Origin of the sequence: Flavobacterium sp. CF108 (assembly GCF_900129795.1) — a bacterium.
In the GTDB taxonomy this organism is placed as follows: domain Bacteria; phylum Bacteroidota; class Bacteroidia; order Flavobacteriales; family Flavobacteriaceae; genus Flavobacterium.
Genome location: NZ_FQWW01000001.1, coordinates 1 through 19,530 on the forward strand (window position 1 = coordinate 1; position 19,530 = coordinate 19,530).

The following is a 19,530-nucleotide window of genomic DNA, read 5'->3' on the forward strand; positions in this document are numbered from 1 at the left end:
CTCACCTCTTCCCATCCCGAACAGAGTAGTTAAGCCCGCCTGCGCAGATGGTACTGCATCATTGTGGGAGAGTATGTCGTCGCCTTTCTTTTGAAAAACCCTGTTTCCAAGAAACGGGGTTTTTTATTCTAATTTTTGCTTATTAATTTAAGTAATATGGTACCTTAGCTCAGATGGTAGAGCAATGGACTGAAAATCCATGTGTCCCTGGTTCGATCCCTGGAGGTACCACATAATGCTCGGATGGTGAAATTGGTAGACACGCTGGACTTAAAATCCAGTGAACAGCAATGTTCGTGCGGGTTCAAGTCCCGCTCTGAGTACTAAAAACTTCAATTGGCTTTGCTAATTGAAGTTTTTTTTTGCCATAAAACTAAATTTAATAGTAAATTTTATACTTTTACTTTAATGTTTTACCTTATAATCAAACTATGCAAAATATTTTTCAAAGAGAAGACTGTGATCAATTTATAAACCGCATTAATCAGCTTAAAATAGATTCACAACCACTTTGGGGTAAAATGTCTGTTGATCAAATGCTTGCGCATTGTAATGTTACGTATGAAATGGTCTATGATAACATTCATGCTAAACCAAATGTTTTTATAAGGTTGATTATGAAACTATTAGCTAAAAATGCAATAGTAAGTGAAAAACCTTATGCAAGAAATATTCATACAGCTCCACAATTTATTATTGCCGGAGATCGTGATTTTGAACTGGAAAAAAACAGATTGATCTCCTATATTCTAAAAACACAGGAATTAGGTGAAAGTGAATTTCAGGGAAAAGAATCTCTTTCTTTAGGAAAATTAACTACAAAAGAATGGAATAATATGTTTGCGAAACATTTAGATCATCATTTATCACAGTTTAACGTTTAATTTAAATTTACAATATGAGAGTTTATTTTATTCTATTTTTTCTGCTTTTAGGATTATCATCCAATGCACAGAAACAAGAAGTTCAAAAAGCTATTGAAATATTCTTTGAAGGATTTCATCAAAAAGATTCTACGAAAATAAAAACCGTTTGTGCGGATAAAATGATTTTGCAATCTATTAGTGAAAGTTCAGTAAAAGGAAACAAATTATCGGATGAAAGTGCAGATGAATTCTATAAATCTATTGCAACGATTCCTGCGAGTATGAAATTTCAGGAGAAAATTTTGAGTTATAACATTCAAATTGATGGTACAATGGCTCATGTTTGGGCACCATATGAGTTTTATTTAAACAATAAATTGAGTCATACCGGAGTAAATACTTTTACATTGTTTAAAGAAAAAGATTCCTGGAAAATTATTTACTTAATTGATACCCGTAGAAAATAATCTAATTTTTTAGAACTTCTGTGTTATAATATAAACAGATATCGGTTAGAAGGCATTCTTCACATTTAGGTTTTGGTCTGCAGGTTTCACGGCCTAAAAAGGAAATTGCCATTCCAATTTCTGACCATATACTTTTTGGTAAAACTTCCATTAAGCCTTTTTCTGCTTTATTTCCATCTTTGGCTTCTTTTATTATACCAATTCTGGGTGCAACTCTTATAACGTGTAAATCGGCAATAATTCCTTCTGCGGGTTTATTGGTTTCTCTCAAAATCACATTTGCAGATTTTCTTCCAATGCCTTTTAAAGCAGTCAATTCAGACATTGTTAAAGGAATATCCTTGTCATTTTGAATTATTTTTGCAATTTCCAAAAGCCAGTTGGCTTTGGTTGCGTGATTACGAACCTTGCTTATATAAGGAATAAAAGTTTCGAAATCGGTTTTTGATAAACTTGTAAGAGTTTGATATTTTTCAAATAAAGCTGGAGCAATGTTATTAATATTAGCATCAGAATCCTGAGCAGATAAAACAACCATAACCAAAAGCTGATAAGTATTTTGATAATCTAAAGGATGTTTTTTGTCTTTATATTTTTTTAAAATTGGTTTTAATTTAGTTTCCCAATCTATTGCTTCTCCAAATAAATCCATTTTTGTTTTCTTTAGTATTTGATATTGAAATAGTTATATATAAAGTTAACTATTTTTAATGAATTCTAAAGTTTTTTTAATAACAGTTTGATTCCCAAGTATTTTTCGGTGGCCTAATCCATCAGTTAAAAATAAAGTTCCATTTTGAAGATTTTCATGAATATGAATTCCAGCTTTTACAGGAACTTCAGGATCATCATTATCATGAATTACCAGCACAGGAATTTTGATTTTTTGTGCAGCTTTATATGCCGAAAAATAATCCATTTTTAATTGATATTTATCTTCAAAAAATAGCCTTAAACGATCGCTAAATTCCTTTTTAAGTTTCAATTTAAAAGTAAAATCATCTAAAATATCCTGTACAATATCTCCGCTTCCAATTATTACAGCTTTGTTTACTTGTAAACCATCTTTAATTGCATTTAATACCGACATTCCGCCTAATGAATGTCCAATTGCAAATTCAAAAGGACCAAATTCATTTTCAATTTCCAGAATAGAAGCAATAAACTCAGACATTATGGTTGTTTTTCCTTCTGATTTTCCATGTGCAGGTGCATCAAAGCTTACTGTAGAAAAACCATTTTGTAAAAGTTCATCGGCTATTTTAAATAATTGGGTTCCTCTGCCAGACCAGCCATGAACAAGTAAAACTTTACGCTCACTTTGATCATATTGATAAGTTACAACATTTTTATTTATGGCTGGAACATGAACAATTTTTTGAATGCTTTTGTTGTCCATTTCAAGTTCACGTTTGGGAACCTTATGTTTTATAGGCGTTGTAAATAACCTCGCTGCAAATTTAGTTGCTAGTTTGGTGGATACAAATGCGCAAATTTTGGCAGATAGTATAATTATCTGTGGAATTTTTAATGATTTAGTAGGATTAATTGCCTTTTTTGCCATTTCAATAAATCTGATTTTTAAGCAGTACTTTGCCTATTTTTTTGCTAAATTTAAAAAAAAGATAAAAATAGCATATTAATGATTGTTTCTTGAAAAATAATCACAAATTAATTTCTGAAATGGAGATATTTCATATTAGTGCAGAATGTTATCCAATGGCGAAAGTCGGCGGTTTGGCTGATGTAGTTGGTGCTTTACCAAAGTATCAGGAAAATGCTGGGCATGACGTTAGGGTTGTTGTTCCGGCTTATGATACAAAATTTAGAAGTGAAAATAATTTTGACTGTGTGCATTGGGGAACAGTTAAATTGGGAAATTTCAATTTTCCCTTTAGTGTTTTAAAAGAAAGTACAGATAAATTAGGTTACGAACTATATCTCATTGAGATTAATGAATTATTTAATCGTCCGAATGTATATGGTTATGAAGATGATATTGAACGTTTCTTATCTTTTCAAATTGCGGTTTTAGACTGGATTATCGCTCGAAATGAAATTCCGGATATAATTAACTGTCACGATCATCATACCGGATTAATTCCGTTTCTGTTGCAATTCGCTTATAAATATGAAGTACTGAAAGATGTAAAAACTGTTATAACAATCCACAATGGTTTATATCAGGGCTGGTTTGGTTTTGATAAATTATATTATCTGCCAGAATTTGATTTAAAACATGTTGGATTTTTAGAATGGAGTAATTCGATTAATTCATTGGCAGTTGCTGTAAAATGTGCGAACGCTGTAACAACAGTTTCTCCAAGTTATTTAAATGAAATTAATTATAGCGCAAATGGTTTAGAATCTTTGTTTCAATCTGTTAGAAATAAATCTAAAGGAATTTTGAACGGAATTGATATTGAAGTCTGGAATCCGTTAAAAGATCAAATGATTACAGAAAATTATTCGATAGAAAGCTTTGAAATCGGAAAACAGAAAAATAAAGAAAAACTGTGCGACCAATTTGATTTAGATCCTTCAAAGCCATTATTTAGTTTTATTGGCCGTTTGTTTGAAGAAAAGGGAGGAGATTTACTGCCTCAGGCTTCTGCTTTAGCTTTATCAGAACATTTTGAAGAAATTAATATTTTAATTTTAGGTTCAGGAAATACTGAAATTGAATCGCAATTAACCCAATTGCGTAATGATTATAAAGGCAATTACAATGTTTTTATTGGTTATAATGAAGAATTAGCGCATTTGATTTATGCAGGTTCAGATTATATTTTAATGCCTTCAAGAGTAGAACCTTGCGGTTTAAACCAAATGTATGCCATGCGTTATGGAACAATTCCAATTGTTAGGAGAACCGGAGGCTTGCGTGATACTGTTATTGATTTTGGTGATGATGGAAACGGAATCTGTCACGATCAGGCTTCGGTTGGAGATATTTGTTATTCTATAAATCGTGCCGTTAAATTGTACGATGACAAAATAAATTTTAAGACTGTTTTAAGAAGAGGAATGGCTGCAGACCATTCCTGGGAAAGTGTTTGCCAAGAATATATCGAGATATACAACCTAATAATTGAGAAAAATGAAATTTAAAAAGAAAAATGTAGTTGCTATTATTTTAGGAGGAGGACAAGGATCACGTTTGTTTCCATTAACAGAAACGAGGTCAAAACCAGCAGTTCCAATTGGAGGAAAATATCGTTTGGTCGATATTCCAATTTCTAATTGTATCAATTCTGATATTTTTAAAATATTTGTTTTGACACAGTTTAACTCCGCATCTTTAAATGCGCATATCAAAAACACTTTCAATTTTAGTATTTTCAGTCAGTCATTTGTTGATATTCTGGCGGCCGAGCAAACGCCGGATAATCCAACCTGGTTTCAAGGAACGGCAGATGCTGTTAGACAATGTATGTCGCATTTTTTGAAACATGATTTTGATCACGCTTTGATTCTTTCGGGTGATCAATTGTATCAAATGGATTTTAACGAAATGCTAGAAGCACATATTGCTGCTGACGCTGAAATTTCGATTGCAACTTTACCTGTAAATGCTAAAGATGCTCCGGAATTTGGAATTCTTAAAACCGATCATGAAAATAATATTCATGCTTTTATAGAAAAACCAAATGCTTCATTGTTGCCTGAATGGGAATCTGAAGTGAGCGAGCATATGCAGGAAAAAGGTAAAAAATACCTTGCTTCAATGGGAATTTACATTTTTAATAAACCATTGCTAGTGGAATTAATGGCAAATCAGGAAACAAAAGATTTTGGAAAAGAAATTATTCCGCAAGCCGTTGGAAAACATAAAATTCTGAGTTATCAATATGAAGGATATTGGACAGATATCGGAAACATTGAATCATTTTTTGAAGCCAATATTGGTTTAACTGCAGATATTCCGGAGTTTAATTTGTTTGATAACGAAAATAAAATCTTTACTAGACCAAGATTATTACCGCCATCAAAATTCAGAAATTCAAATATTAATCAATCTTTAATTTCTGAAGGCTGTATCATAAATGCTAAAGAAATTAAAAGTTCTGTAATTGGTATTCGCTCTAGAATTGGCGAAGGTACTGTACTGGAAAACTGCTATGTTATGGGGAACGATTTTTATCAGGATCTGGATGAAATGAATCATGACAGCAGCATTAATAAAATTCATATTGGTATTGGCGAAAACTGTTTTATCAAAAATGTATTGGTTGATAAAAATGTGCGAATTGGAAACAATGTTCACATAAACGGCGGAAGGCATCTGGAAAATTTTACCAATGAATTGTACAGTATAAAAGACGGAATTGTTGTGATTAAAAAAGGAGTTACATTATCGGATAATTTTAGAATTGAATAAAATTTGAAAAATTCCAATAAAAAAACTCCAAATTCCAATTTTAAATTATTGCCTTAAAAACCAAATATGACTAAAGTAATCACACATTCTCTATTTACTGATTTTGATATTGATTTATTCAAAGCCGGAAAACACTTCAAATTATATGAAAAATTAGGAGCGCATTTAATTGAAGTTGATGGAGTTAAAGGTGTTTACTTTGCCGTTTGGGCACCTACAGCACATTCTGTTTCGGTTGTGGGCGATTTTAATTATTGGACTCAGGGAGAACATCTTTTAAATGTTCGCTGGGATTCTTCGGGAATTTGGGAAGGATTTATTCCAGATATTTCAAAAGGTGCACTTTATAAATATAAAATTCAATCGAATATTGATGGTGTAATTACCGAAAAAGCAGATCCTTTTGCATTGTATTGCGAAAAACCGCCGCATACCGCTTCTGTAGTCTGGGATTTAGATTATAATTGGAAAGATGAAAACTGGATGCAGAATCGTCAGGAGAAAAACGCTTTAGATAAACCTTATTCTGTTTACGAAGTACATTTAGGTTCCTGGAAACGAGCAGAACATAACAGGTTTTTGAGTTATTTAGAATTGGCAGATGATTTGGTTCAATATGTAAAAGAAACTGGTTTTACGCACGTAGAATTTATGCCGATTATGGAATATCCTTATGATCCTTCGTGGGGATATCAATTAACGGGATATTTTGCGCCGACTTCACGTTTTGGGAAACCTCAGGATTTTATGGTTTTGGTGGATAGACTGCATCAGGAAGGAATTGGGGTAATTTTAGACTGGGTTCCGTCGCATTTTCCTGACGATGCACATGGTTTAGGTTATTTTGACGGATCACATTTATACGAACATCCGGATCGCAGAAAAGGATATCATCCAGATTGGAAAAGCTTGGTTTTTAATTACGGAAGAAATGAAGTTCGTGCTTTTTTAATTAGTAACGCTGTTTTTTGGCTTCAAAATTATCATGTTGACGGATTAAGAGTCGATGCCGTAGCTTCGATGTTATATCTTGATTATTCCAGAAAAGAAGGCGAGTGGGAAGCGAATATCTTTGGCGGAAGAGAAAATCTTGACAGCATAAGTTTTCTTAAAGAATTTAATGAAGTTATCTATGCTAATTTTGATGGAGTTCAAACTATTGCAGAAGAAAGTACTTCATTCCCGATGGTTTCAAGACCAACATTTACCGGAGGATTAGGTTTCGGAATGAAATGGATGATGGGCTGGATGCACGATACTTTAAAATATTTTCAAAAAGAAACGGTTTATCGAAAATACCATCAAAACGATTTGACTTTTTCTATGACATATGCTTTTACAGAGAATTTCATGCTTCCGTTTTCTCATGACGAAGTGGTTTATGGCAAAAAATCTCTTATTTATAAAATGCCGGGCGATGAATGGCAGCGATTTGCCAATTTGAGATTGTTATACGGTTATATGTTTACACATCCCGGAACAAAATTATTGTTTCAGGGAGCTGAATTTGGTCAAACTGGCGAATGGAATTTCGAACAAAGTTTAGACTGGCATTTACTGCAATTTGATTTTCATTCGGGAATAAAACGATTAATTACAGATTTAAATCAATTGTATAAATCACGTCCAGCATTGTATGAAAAGCAATTTACGGGAGAAGGTTTTGAATGGATAAATTATTCAGATCATCAAAATGCGGTTTTATCTTATATCCGAAAAGGAAACAATGAAGATGAAAACGTGATTATAGTTTGCAATTTTACGCAAGTGGTACGAGAAAATTACAGAATTGGAATTCCCAAGAAAGGCCAGTTAGAAGAAATTTTTAATAGCGATGCCGTAATTTATGGCGGAGGCGGTGTTGGAAACGGAAAATCATTAAAAATCGAATCAACGCCTTATGACGGAAGGGATTTTTCTGTTGAATTAATTTTACCGCCTTTAAGCGTAACCGTTTATTCTTTCGTTTAAATAAAATCTGACAAATATTTTTAGCGGTATTGTTTTGTCATTTTATCGTTTTTAAATTATCGAATTGTTGATTTTTTGAACTCTAATTTGAAACTCAGTCAGAAAAAACGTTTTCGTGAATAAACCTTTTATTCATAGCCCTTTACTAACTTTTTTTGTATGTTTGAAATAGAGATTATTGTTATAATTAATTCATTGGCGATATGATTACAAACACATCATTAGAATACAAAGGCGATTTATATCCATCAAAGATTGTTTCGTACGAGCATGAAGGAGATTCTATATTTTTTAATACAGATAATAAAGTAATCTTAAAAGTCACTGTTCTTAGAGACAGTTTAATTCGATTTCGCTTTACTACAAAAGGATATTTCAGCAATGACTTTTCGTATGCAATAGACAAAAGCCAGCTTCACGGGTATAATTTTCTTGAACTTACTGAGGAAGAAACCTATTTCCAGATTAGAACAAGCAAAGTAAAATGTAAAATTCAAAAAGCAGATCTTCGTGTTTGGATTTACGATTTAAATGATTTCCTGATTTTGGAAGATGAACTTGGTTTTCATTGGGAAGAAAGCTATGAATATGGTGGAAATATTGTAAAAATGAGTAAATCTTCTAAAGACGGTGAATGTTTTTACGGTCTTGGAGATAAAGCGACTCAAATGAATTTAAAAGGTAAAAGAGTAGAAAATTTTGCTACAGATCAATACGCTTATCAAAAAGAACAAGATCCTCTATATAAAGTAGTTCCGTTTTATATTGGTTTACATAACAAACAATCTTACGGTATTTTCTTCGATAATACCTTTAGAACTTTTTTTGATTTTTGTCAGGAAAGAAGAAATGTAACCAGTTATTGGGCAGAAGGAGGAGAAATGAATTATTATTTCATTTACGGTCCTCAAATGCAGGATGTTGTAACAACTTATACCGATTTAACCGGAAAACCAGAATTGCCGCCGCTTTGGGTTTTAGGATATCACCAATGTAAATGGAGTTATTATCCTGAAAGTAAAGTCAAAGAAATTACTTCAAAATTTAGAGAACTTAAAATTCCGTGCGATGCCATTTATCTTGATATAGATTACATGGAAGGATTTCGATGCTTTACATGGAATAAAAACTATTTTCCAGATCCGAAAAGAATGGTTGCTGAATTAGCCGAAGACGGTTTTAAAACTGTTGTAATCATCGATCCGGGAATTAAAATTGATAAAGATTACTGGGTTTATAAAGAAGCTCTTGAAAAAGATTATTTCTGTAAAAGAGCCGACGGACCTTATATGAAAGGAAAAGTATGGCCGGGAGAATGTAATTTTCCAGATTATACAAATCCCGCAGTTAGAGAATGGTGGGCTGGTTTATTTAAAGAATTAGTTTCAGAAATAGGTGTAAAAGGAGTTTGGAATGATATGAACGAACCTGCCGTAATGGAAGTTCCAAATAAAACTTTCCCAATGGATGTTCGTCACTTTTACGACGGAAATCCTTGCAGTCATAGAAAAGCGCATAATATTTACGGAACGCAAATGGCAAGGGCAACGTATCATGGTGTAAAACGATTTGCTTATCCAAAACGCCCATTTGTCATTACAAGATCGGCTTATTCTGGCGCACAGCGTTATACATCGTCCTGGACAGGAGATAATGTGGCAACTTGGGAACATTTATGGATTGCAAATATTCAGGTGCAGCGAATGTCAATTTCGGGAATGGGATTCACAGGTTCTGATATTGGAGGATTTGCAGAACAGCCAACGGGCGAATTATACGCACGCTGGATTCAGTTAGGCGTTTTTCATCCGTTTTGCAGAACGCATTCTTCAGGAGATCATGGAAATCAGGAGCCTTGGGCTTTTGATGAAGAAGTAATTAATATTACGAGAAAATTTGTCAGCCTGCGTTACCAATTATTACCGTATTTGTATACTATGTTTTGGCAGTATATAGAAGAAGGGCTTCCGATGTTGAAACCTTTAGTTTATTACGATCAGGAAGATACACAAACGCATTATCGTAATGACGAATTTATCTTTGGAAATCAAATTTTAGTATGCCCAATTCTTGAACCTAATGCTGTAGGTAGACGTATGTATATTCCAAGAGGTGAGTGGTATAACTACTGGACAAATGATTTATTTATTGGCGGAAAAGAAATCTGGGTTGATACCAAATTTGACGAAATCCCAGTTTTTGTAAAAGCAGGTGCTGTTATTCCAAAATATCCGGTGCAGCAATATGTTGGAGAATTAGAATTTGATGAATTAACGCTGGATGTTTATTTTAAAAATGGAAAAGAAAAATCTGTAGTTTATGAAGATGCACAAGATGGTTACGATTATAAAAAAGGCCGTTACAGCTTTTTATCTTTTAGAACAATAGGAAAAGATAAAGAACTCATAATTCAGCTTCATAAAGAAGGAAAATATGATACGCCTTACAGCAAGTATAAAATCAATTTAATTGGACTTCCTTTTAAAGTAACGGAGATTGAAATCGACAATGAAAAAATCGAATTTGACAAAGTTAGCTTTGAAGCAAATAATTTCTTACTTGTTGATAAAGAGTTTAATGAACTTCATATTATAGGTGAATAAGTAAAATTCTGATAGCGATTGAAATAATTATGTAAGATTTTGAGTAATTTTAATTGTATTTTTGTGTGTGTTTAAATTTTTAAGATCATGAAAAAACATTTAATTTCAAGCGTTTTTGCGGCTGTTTTAGTATGCAGTTGTGCAACGAATCCTATAACTGGGAAGCAAAATTTAAATTTTGTTTCGAACAGTGAATTATTTCCAACTTCTTTTCAGCAATACAGCCAGTTTTTGACTGAAAATAAAGTAATAACCGGAACAGCCGATGCTAAACGCGTAGAAACTGTTGGATTTAAAATTAAAGCCGCTGCCGAAAAATATTTAGCCTATTTAGGGCAGTCACAATATCTAAAAGATTATCGCTGGGAATACAAACTTGTTGATAATAAAGAAGTTAACGCTTGGTGTTTGCCTGGAGGGAAAATTGTAGTGTATTCAGGAATATTACCAGTAACACAAAACGAGTCTGGTTTAGCAACTGTAATGGGACATGAAGTTTCGCACGCGTTAGCAAATCATGGAGCGCAAAGAATGTCGGCTGCACAATTACAGCAAATAGGCGGTGCAGCTTTAGGAGCAGCGACAAGCGGGAAATCTGAAGCAACACAGCAAATTTTTGCTCAGGCTTACGGAATTGGATCTGAAGTAGGAGTAATGCTGCCATTTAGCAGAAGTAACGAAAGTGAAGCAGATAAAATAGGATTAACCCTTATGGCAATTGCAGGATATAATCCAGATGATGCTGTTGCATTCTGGACAAGAATGTCGGCTAAATCAGGAGGTTCGGGAACACCGGAATTTATGAGTACGCACCCGTCTGATGCTACAAGGATTGCCAATATAAAATCATTAATTCCCGAAGCTAAAGCGATTGCACTTAAAGTAGGAACAATTAAATAACAGACTATTTCAAAAATATAAAGATAGGCTGCTCAAAAAGTTGGAGCAGCCTTTTTTATTTTATATACTTCTCTGTTCCATAGGAACATTTTATTGGCAGAAAATTATATTATTATCATTGTTTACGTTCCGTAGGAACGTTTGATGTTGAAATTATTTTTTAATAATCTAATAATCATATGTTCCTAGGAACATATATACAGTTGATTACTATTTTTTCTACCAATGAAACATTCCTAATGGAATGAACAAAATAATTATAGCAAAAGAACTTCCTCGACTTTTAAGACAATTTTTTTATGCTTTAAATTCTTTATAATTTAATAATGCACGAATTCGATAATTTATATTTGATTATCATAAAAATTGGATAAATTCGTAGCGCATTAACAAAACCATTTCTATGAAAAACCTACAAAAAGGAGATAAGAAATTATTAAATGCCTGGGCATTTTATGATTGGGCAAATTCAGTTTATACACTTACAATTGCATCGGCAGTTTTTCCAATTTTTTATGAAGCATTATTTGCAAAGCGTGATCACTATATTGACGTTTTTGGACTTCATTTAAAAAACTCTGCCTTAATTAGTTTTATTACAGCGGCCGCCTTTCTAGTAGTTTCTTTTATTTCCCCATTATTATCAGGAATTGCTGATTATGTGGGAAATAAAAAATCATTCATGAAGTTTTTTTGTTATTTAGGAGCACTATCCTGTATGGGATTGTATTGGTTTGATCTTGCAAATATTTATGTGGGATTGGCATTTTACTTTCTTGGATTATTAGGATATTGGGGAAGTTTGGTTTTCTATAATTCATATCTTCCGGATATTGCTTTTGAAGAACAGCAGGATAGAATTAGTGCAAAAGGATATTCTTTGGGATACATAGGAAGTGTTATTTTGCTGATTGTCAATTTAGCAATGATTATGAAACCAGACTGGTTTAATATTTCTGGTCCAGAACCGGCAATGAAAGCAATGCGTTATTCTTTTATAATGGTAGGAGTTTGGTGGATTCTATTTAGCCAATACACATATTATTATTTACCAAAAGGAAGAAAAGAAACAACTCAAAAATTAACAAAAGATGTTTTCTTTAATGGATTTAAAGAACTTAAAAAGGTTTGGGCTTCTTTGCAGAATATTATTGCTTTAAAACGTTATTTAGGTGGTTTTTTTGTTTCTAGTATGGCAGTACAAACTGTAATGTTGGTTGCAACTTATTTTGGAGCTCAGGAAATTCAGTGGTCATCACCTGAAGAAAGTCAAAAAGGCTTGATTATCTGTATTTTGCTAATTCAATTAGTTGCCGTTGTTGGTGCTGTTTTGACTTCAAGAGCTTCTGAAAAATTTGGAAATATTCCAACATTGATTTTTATTAATGCAATTTGGGCAGTATTTTGTGCTTTGGCTTATTTCATCACATTGCCAATACATTTTTATGTTATGGCAACTGTTGCAGGATTTGTAATGGGAGGAATTCAGGCTTTATCACGTTCTACGTATTCAAAATTATTACCAGAAACGGAAGATACAGCTTCTTTCTTTAGCTTTTATGATGTAGCAGAAAAAATAGGAATTGTAATAGGAATGTGTGTTTACGGAATTATAGATCAAATAACAGGAAGTCCACGTGCGGCAATTGTTATTTTGGCAGTTTTCTTTGTTACTTCTATTTTTCTATTAAGAAGAGTACCAAAAAAGGCACTTTAAAAAATGACCTTTAAAATTATATTTAAAAGCCGGACATTGATTTAAAATCATTTGTCCGGCTTTTTTATTTTATAAAATTAAGCTTTAGTAATGTTTCCTGATCCAGAAACTTTTACATCGCGTTTTTCAGGATTTCCTGTATATTTAATATTTCCTGAGCCAGAAACTCTTGCGGTTAATTTTTCGTTGCAAGTAACTTTACTATTTCCTGAACCCGAAACATTTACATCTACATTTTTTGATTTTAAACTTCCTGCATCAATATCTCCAGAACCTGAAAGTTTTGTTGTAAAATTATCAGCAGTTCCTTTTAAGTTTACATTTCCTGAACCGCTCAAATTAAGTTCAAAATCATTTGAATCAATTGCTAAATTAAAGTTTCCTGAGCCTGATAATTTAGCTTGAAGCTTGTCGCTTTTAATAGCATCTTTAGATTGAATATTTCCTGATCCTGACAAAGCTATATTAGAGATTTTTTCAAAGGGAACGGTGATTTGTATCCCTTTTCCGTTGCTTGGCCGGATGTTTTTGAATGATTCAACATATATTTTTAAAGTATTGTCATCCACTTCCACTTTAATTGAGGACAGTAAATTTTCTTCTCCTTTAATCGTAATTTTCCCTTCTTTTCCAGCAACAAGGTTTACATCAAAAAATCCCGAAATTTTAATACCGTCATAATCTCCTGTGGTTCTGGTTTCGGTAACCACTTTACCGTTTCCTTTAATTTTATTTTGAGCGTTTGTATTGAAACTCAAAAGAAATACTGTACAAACTAATAATAGAATTGATTTTTTCATAGTCTTGATTTTTTAGATGATTAATTTTTTAATACTGACACGCTGCCGTAATTTGTATTGATATTGATTTTATTTTGTCCTTTTTTCTTGTGAAAGCCGCTTATTCTTTTCGTATTGCTTTTAATTTCAGAAACCGAAATGTCTAAAGCATTGTCAGGTTTAATATTGCTGTATCGTCCAGTTATATCAAAATCAAAAGCGTAGTTGGGATCAAATCCAAGTGATACATCTGTATATCCTGAATTTATGCTGACATTCCCCGCTTTTTCACTAATGTTTTTCACACTGATTTTGCTGTAATTGGTATCGAAATTAAAACTGTTTGAAATTTCTCCAATCGAAATGGTTAAATAATTACCGGAACCTGACAATGAATTGATCTTCTGAAATTTAAAAGTTCCGTAATTACAGCTGTATTTAATATTCTGACCATCATTTAAGGTAACATCAGTATAATTGGCATCAAGAGTAAGATTTCCCGAATCCGTAATTTTTAAGCCTGAATATCTGGCATCAATATTTCCGTTTTTGATATACTCAATACTTGAATTTTGGCAGTATGCAATTTCAATTCGGTTACTTGAACCGTTTAATCTTCCCAAGATAGTTTTTCCGTATTTACAGCTAATATCCGTTGTCGATTCTAAATTGAGCGTTGTAATATTTCCATATTTGTTAACCAGTTTTACAGAACCATTTTTAGGGATTTTAATAACATAATTAATCTCAAAACTATTATTGCTTCCTTTGCTTTTAAAAGTCGAGTTTCCAATATTAGTTATCGCAGTTACTAAGCTTTTCAGCGCTGTAATTTCAACGTCAATACTGTTTAATTTTTCGTTTACCCAGTTTTCGTTTGTGCCATTAACTTTAATAGTAATGTCAAGATCAATTTTATCTTCATCCCAAGTAGATACCGTGATATTTCCATATTTGTTATCAATATCAATTCCTGCATTAGAGTTGACGATGTAGGTCTTTTTGATACTTTTTTCTTTGGTAATAAAAGTATCATCATTTGAAAATCCTAAAAAAGGAATCAAAAGCAATAAGATTAGTAAATTATAATGTTTTTTCATTAGATGTGTTTTTTAAATTTTCGTTTTCTTCAATTCGCTTTAAAACCGTCTGCAAAAAAGAAATTCTCGTTTGAAGGTTGCTTATCATAGCGTAAATAATCTGTTTGTTTTCTCCGTTTTTCTGAACTTCTTTAATGATTTTTTCATAATCAGCATCAAACACTTTCATTTGTTTTAATGCGTCATTTATAATCTGTTCATTTTCCGGTGAATTCTTTTCTTTTAATTTAACTAGCTCATTCTCGATCAAAATATTAAAGATAGAATCGGTACGTTTGGTTTCCTGCGATGCAAATTTGAGTTCCTTTGGTTTTTCATTATTATTGTAAAATAGTGATACACCCAAAAGCACAGCAATTGATGCAGCAATGGCCCAGCCGGCAAAATTCTTTTTTCGCGGCTTTTTGTTATTCAATTTGTCTAAAAAATCAATTTGATGATCCGGATTCATTTCATGAATATCCCATTGATTTTCAAACTTGTTAAATAATTGATCTAAATCGTCATTTTCCTTTTTCATATCTCCTCTAATTTTTTTCGTAAACTTTCTTTGGCGCGGCTTAAAGTGGTTCTGCAGTTGGCGTAGCTGATATTCAATATTTCGCAGATTTCTTCCTGATCGTAGCCTTCTATATAAAAGAGCGTCAAAACCATTCTGTAGTTGTCTTTCAGGCCCGAAATGGTATCTAAAACCTGTTTCACTTTAAGTGAATTCAGATCAATACTTTCAGACAATATAGAATCGTTTTCTTCTATTTTAAAAAGCGTTTTGTTCAGGTCTTCCATCTGGAAAGCATTGTTTTTTTTATAAAAATCAATACTATAATTAATGATGATTTTTTTAAGCCACGCACCAAACGCAACTTCCTGTTTGTAATCGTTAATTTTTGTAAAAGCTTTCAAAAAACCTTCCTGCATGACGTCTTGTGCAAAATGCTCGTCTTTTACAATTCTGTAAGCCACGTTGTACATAGCTTTACAATAACGATTGTAAACTTCGAATTGGGCCTTTTGATTGTTGTTTTTACAAAGTGCGATTAATTCTTCGATATTTTGATTTGTTATACTCAAGTAATGGCTGCTAGTTTTTTATAATGACTTTGCTTTTTTTAATATGTTACAGTTTGAGATATTTTTTTTTGAAATTTTTTAATTGAAATTAATGATGTCAAATATTTTTAAATTTTATCTATAACTAAAGTATTGAATATAAATTGATTGCTAAAGTTTTTGTAATACAGAATTATTTTGTTAAAAAAATGTGAAAATCGTGATGTGTTTTTTATTATTTTTGAATCACCAAAACAAATAAATACCATGAAAAAACTAAAAAGCATTGCTTTAATGACACTATTTGTGTCTGCCTCTTTATTTTTTACATCTTGTGAAAGTGATTCTTCTGATGAAAACGAATCAAACACTTCTACAGGTGATTATTGGCCAACAGCTGTAGGCAATCAATGGATTCTGGATCAGAATGGAACAGAAACTTCAATGAAGATTATTGCTACGGAAAAAGTTAACGGAGATACCTATTTTAAGTTTGATCAGTTTGCCGGAGCCGGCAGCGGAGCAGAAGGAACTGCAAAAGCTTCCATTAAAAAAATTAATGGCGATTATTACATCAAAATGGATGAAGTTGTTTATGATTATGGAGAATATACTGGTAAAATGACGGGATATGAATTTATTTTCTTTAAAGATTATTTAGAAGTAAATAAAACATGGACAGGAAATTACAGTCAGGAAACTTCATTTAATATTCCAAACTTTCCAAAAGTAAAAACAAATGTCAGCTATACTGGAACAATTTTAGAAAAAGGAGCATCGGTTACAGTAAAGAATGTTACTTATAAAGATGTAGTTAAATTTAAATTCCGTCTTGAAGCCAAAGTAGAAGGCGGAGACGGCGCAACCGCATCAGATATTGAATACTGGATTGCAAAAGATGTTGGTGTTATTAAAATGACAATGGGAAGCACTGTGTCACAATTAGTTACTTACACATTAAAATAATAAATGGATTACAAATTAAAAAGCCGAATTTTATTTCGGCTTTTTTATGCTTTTTAATTTCGTAAAATAACTGAAAAACAAAATTTCAGACGTCACTATTTTGCATTTGGCATAATGATTGTCTATTTTTATCGCCTATCTTGTAAATGAAACACTTAATAGAATCTACAACTTTTAAGGCTGTCTTTACAAATAGTATTAAACTTTTAATGACAAAAAGACTTATATATTATTATGTCAAATCATAAAATACTCACTATTGACAATCTGTCACTTCAAGAATTTGATTCAGAAGCAGAATTAATTCCATTATTAACTCCAGAGGACGAAGAGGAAATGAACAATGAAGAACTTCCTGTTTCTCTGCCAATTTTACCTTTACGAAATACAGTTTTATTCCCAGGAGTTGTTATTCCAATTTCTGCAGGACGAGATAAATCAATTAAATTAATTAATGATGCCAATGCCGGCGGAAAAATTATTGGTGTTGTTTCTCAAATTAATGAAGAAGACGAAGATCCGTCAAAAGACGATATTCATAAAATAGGAACGGTTGCACGTATTTTACGTGTTTTAAAAATGCCTGACGGAAATGTGACCGTTATTTTACAAGGAAAAAAACGTTTTGAAATTGACGAAGTAGTTTTAGAAGATCCTTATATGACGGCTACTATTAAAGAAGTGTCAGAAGAACGTCCTGCTGAAAATGACAGTGAATTTACAGCTATTTTAGATTCTGTAAAAGAACTGGCAATCCAAATCATTAAAGAAAGCCCAAACATTCCATCTGAAGCTACATTTGCCATTAAAAACATTGAAAGCCAATCTTTTTTGATCAATTTTGTTTCTTCAAACATGAATTTATCCGTAAAAGAAAAACAAGGTCTTTTATCAATAAATGGATTAAAAGATCGTGCTTTAGAGACTTTACGTTATATGAATGTGGAGCTTCAAAAATTAGAATTGAAGAATGACATTCAGTCAAAAGTTCGTTTTGATTTAGATCAGCAGCAGCGTGAATATTTCCTTCATCAGCAAATGAAAACCATTCAGGAAGAATTGGGAGGCGTTTCGCAGGAAGAGGAAATGGACGAAATGGGAATAAAAGCGAAAACCAAAAAATGGGACGAAAAAACGCAGAAACATTTCGAAAAAGAATTATCTAAAATGCGAAGAATGAATCCGCAGTCGCCAGATTTTGGGATTCAGCGTAATTATTTAGAGTTATTTTTAGAATTGCCTTGGGGCGAATATTCTAAAGATAAATTTGACTTAAAATTTGCTCAAAAAATATTAGACAAAGATCATTTTGGTCTTGATGAAGTAAAGAAAAGAATGATTGAACATTTGGCAGTTTTAAAATTGCGAAATGACATGAAATCACCAATTATATGTTTAACAGGGCCTCCGGGAGTTGGTAAAACTTCTATCGGGCGTTCTGTGGCAGAAGCTTTAGGTCGTGAATATGTACGTATTTCTTTAGGCGGATTACGTGATGAAGCGGAGATTCGCGGACACAGAAAAACGTATATCGGAGCAATGCCGGGACGTATCATTCAAAGTTTGAAAAAAGCTGGAACTTCAAATCCGGTTTTTATTTTAGATGAGATTGATAAATTATCAAACGGAAACAGCGGTGATCCATCTTCGGCATTATTAGAAGTTTTAGATCCAGAGCAAAACAATGCTTTTTATGATAATTTCCTTGAAATGGGATTTGATTTATCTAAAGTAATGTTTATTGCGACTTCAAACAATATGGCTACAATTCAGCCTGCTTTACGTGACAGAATGGAAGTGATCAAAATGTCAGGTTATACAATTGAAGAAAAGGTAGAAATTGCTAAAAGACACCTTTTTCCAAAACAATTAGAAGCACACGGTTTAACTGCCAAAGATTTGACTATTGGAAAAAAACAATTAGAAAAAATTGTTGAAGGATATACAAGAGAATCAGGTGTTCGTAACTTAGAAACAAAAATTGCTCAGGTAATTCGTAATGCGGCAAAAGCTGTTGCGATGGAAGAGGAGTACAACAAAAAAGTTACTGACGAAGATATCGTAAAAGTTTTAGGAGTTCCAAGATTAGAGCGTGATAAATACGAAAATAATGATGTTGCCGGAGTTGTTACAGGTTTAGCCTGGACAAGTGTTGGAGGAGATATCTTATTTATAGAGTCATTAATTTCTGAAGGAAAAGGTTCTTTAACCATTACCGGAAACCTTGGAAATGTAATGAAAGAATCGGCTACAATTGCTTTAGAATACATTAAAGCAAATGCTAAAAAGTTAGGTTTAGGAATTGAATTGTTCCAAAAGTATAATATTCACCTGCACGTTCCTGAAGGAGCAACGCCAAAAGACGGGCCAAGCGCAGGTATTGCAATGCTTACTTCTTTAGTTTCATTATTGACACAAAAGAAGGTGAAGAAAAGCCTTGCCATGACTGGAGAGATTACTTTACGTGGAAAAGTTTTGCCTGTTGGCGGAATTAAAGAAAAAATCCTTGCTGCAAAAAGAGCAGGAATTAAAGAAATTATTCTTTGTCACGAAAACAAAAGCGATATCGACGAAATTAAAGCAGAATATTTAGAAGGTCTTACTTTTCATTATGTAAAAGAAATGAGCGAAGTTCTGGCTTTAGCTTTGACAGATCAAAATGTAAAGAATGCTAAAACGTTGAAATAAAATAGGTTTTAAATTTCAATTTTTAAAAATCCAAATTCCAAA

At 32.5% G+C, this 19,530-nt stretch carries 17 protein-coding genes, 2 tRNA genes and 1 rRNA gene; 14 read left to right on the forward strand and 6 right to left on the reverse strand.

Annotated features, from left to right (window positions below; translation table 11 throughout):
• The 5 genes from rrf to BUE10_RS00025 all read left to right on the forward strand — a co-directional run.
• Positions 1 to 88: ribosomal RNA gene (gene rrf / locus BUE10_RS00005) — 5S ribosomal RNA — on the forward strand; the annotation flags it as partial.
• Between the two features lie 70 nt (positions 89 to 158).
• A tRNA-Phe gene (locus BUE10_RS00010) sits at positions 159 to 231 on the forward strand.
• A 6-nt stretch (positions 232 to 237) separates the two neighbouring features.
• Positions 238 to 323: transfer RNA gene (locus BUE10_RS00015), tRNA-Leu, on the forward strand.
• 108 nt (positions 324 to 431) lie between these two features.
• A complete protein-coding gene (locus tag BUE10_RS00020; protein WP_073481019.1) occupies positions 432 to 884 on the forward strand; it encodes a DUF1569 domain-containing protein in 453 nt (150 codons plus the stop codon).
• A gap of 14 nt (positions 885 to 898) precedes the next feature.
• A complete protein-coding gene (locus BUE10_RS00025; protein ID WP_073481021.1) occupies positions 899 to 1,333 on the forward strand; it encodes a nuclear transport factor 2 family protein in 435 nt (144 codons plus the stop codon).
• 1 nt (position 1,334) lies between these two features.
• Here BUE10_RS00025 and BUE10_RS00030 read toward each other — a convergent pair whose 3' ends face one another.
• The gene (locus tag BUE10_RS00030; protein WP_073481023.1) at positions 1,335 to 1,985 is read right to left on the reverse strand and encodes an endonuclease III domain-containing protein; all 651 of its coding nucleotides are present in this window, start codon (positions 1,983 to 1,985) and stop codon (positions 1,335 to 1,337) included.
• Between the two features lie 45 nt (positions 1,986 to 2,030).
• Entirely contained in the window at positions 2,031 to 2,732 is a 702-nt protein-coding gene (locus BUE10_RS00035; RefSeq protein WP_234984690.1) for an alpha/beta hydrolase, read from the reverse strand.
• Here BUE10_RS00035 and BUE10_RS24165 point away from each other — a divergent pair.
• The 7 genes from BUE10_RS24165 (at position 2,716) to BUE10_RS00065 (ending at position 12,905) form a co-directional block, all read left to right on the forward strand.
• Positions 2,716 to 2,976, forward strand: coding sequence for a hypothetical protein (locus tag BUE10_RS24165; protein WP_234984691.1), 261 nt, complete (start codon positions 2,716 to 2,718; stop codon positions 2,974 to 2,976). The genes BUE10_RS00035 and BUE10_RS24165 overlap by 17 nt on opposite strands.
• A gap of 40 nt (positions 2,977 to 3,016) precedes the next feature.
• Positions 3,017 to 4,444 (forward strand): glycogen synthase, encoded by a 1,428-nt coding sequence (locus tag BUE10_RS00040; protein ID WP_073482948.1) that lies wholly within the window; start codon positions 3,017 to 3,019, stop codon positions 4,442 to 4,444.
• Positions 4,434 to 5,714, forward strand: coding sequence for a glucose-1-phosphate adenylyltransferase (locus BUE10_RS00045; RefSeq protein ID WP_073482946.1), 1,281 nt, complete (start codon positions 4,434 to 4,436; stop codon positions 5,712 to 5,714). Before BUE10_RS00040 ends, BUE10_RS00045 begins: the two co-directional genes overlap by 11 nt.
• Positions 5,715 to 5,780: 66 nt before the next feature.
• Positions 5,781 to 7,685: a 1,4-alpha-glucan branching protein GlgB gene (glgB, locus tag BUE10_RS00050; RefSeq protein WP_073481026.1), complete on the forward strand. Its 1,905-nt coding sequence runs from the start codon at positions 5,781 to 5,783 to the stop codon at positions 7,683 to 7,685.
• A gap of 203 nt (positions 7,686 to 7,888) precedes the next feature.
• Complete coding sequence (locus BUE10_RS00055; protein ID WP_073481028.1) at positions 7,889 to 10,288, forward strand: glycoside hydrolase family 31 protein; 2,400 nt, start codon at positions 7,889 to 7,891, stop codon at positions 10,286 to 10,288.
• An 87-nt stretch (positions 10,289 to 10,375) separates the two neighbouring features.
• A complete protein-coding gene (locus tag BUE10_RS00060; RefSeq protein ID WP_073481029.1) occupies positions 10,376 to 11,188 on the forward strand; it encodes a M48 family metallopeptidase in 813 nt (270 codons plus the stop codon).
• Positions 11,189 to 11,591: 403 nt separating this feature from the next.
• The gene (locus tag BUE10_RS00065) at positions 11,592 to 12,905 is read left to right on the forward strand and encodes an MFS transporter (RefSeq protein ID WP_073481031.1); all 1,314 of its coding nucleotides are present in this window, start codon (positions 11,592 to 11,594) and stop codon (positions 12,903 to 12,905) included.
• A 77-nt stretch (positions 12,906 to 12,982) separates the two neighbouring features.
• Here BUE10_RS00065 and BUE10_RS00070 read toward each other — a convergent pair whose 3' ends face one another.
• Genes BUE10_RS00070 through BUE10_RS00085 form a run of 4 tightly spaced genes read right to left on the reverse strand, consistent with a single transcriptional unit; the run spans position 12,983 to position 15,855 of the window.
• A complete protein-coding gene (locus BUE10_RS00070; RefSeq protein WP_073481033.1) occupies positions 12,983 to 13,705 on the reverse strand; it encodes a head GIN domain-containing protein in 723 nt (240 codons plus the stop codon).
• A gap of 20 nt (positions 13,706 to 13,725) precedes the next feature.
• Positions 13,726 to 14,784 (reverse strand): DUF4097 family beta strand repeat-containing protein, encoded by a 1,059-nt coding sequence (locus BUE10_RS00075; protein ID WP_073481035.1) that lies wholly within the window; start codon positions 14,782 to 14,784, stop codon positions 13,726 to 13,728.
• The gene (locus BUE10_RS00080; protein ID WP_073481037.1) at positions 14,768 to 15,304 is read right to left on the reverse strand and encodes an anti-sigma factor; all 537 of its coding nucleotides are present in this window, start codon (positions 15,302 to 15,304) and stop codon (positions 14,768 to 14,770) included. Before BUE10_RS00080 ends, BUE10_RS00075 begins: the two co-directional genes overlap by 17 nt.
• Complete coding sequence (locus BUE10_RS00085) at positions 15,301 to 15,855, reverse strand: RNA polymerase sigma factor (RefSeq protein ID WP_053474199.1); 555 nt, start codon at positions 15,853 to 15,855, stop codon at positions 15,301 to 15,303. The genes BUE10_RS00080 and BUE10_RS00085 overlap by 4 nt, the downstream gene beginning before the upstream one ends.
• A gap of 246 nt (positions 15,856 to 16,101) precedes the next feature.
• Between BUE10_RS00085 and BUE10_RS00090 the strand changes: the two genes are divergently transcribed.
• Both BUE10_RS00090 and lon read left to right on the forward strand, forming a co-directional pair.
• Positions 16,102 to 16,800, forward strand: a complete 699-nt coding sequence (locus BUE10_RS00090) for a hypothetical protein (protein WP_073482950.1) — start codon at positions 16,102 to 16,104, stop codon at positions 16,798 to 16,800.
• A 234-nt stretch (positions 16,801 to 17,034) separates the two neighbouring features.
• Positions 17,035 to 19,488 carry an endopeptidase La gene (gene lon / locus BUE10_RS00095; protein ID WP_073481039.1) on the forward strand — a complete coding sequence of 818 codons (2,454 nt, stop codon included), beginning with the start codon at positions 17,035 to 17,037 and terminating at the stop codon, positions 19,486 to 19,488.
• Positions 19,489 to 19,530: the final 42 nt, after the last annotated feature.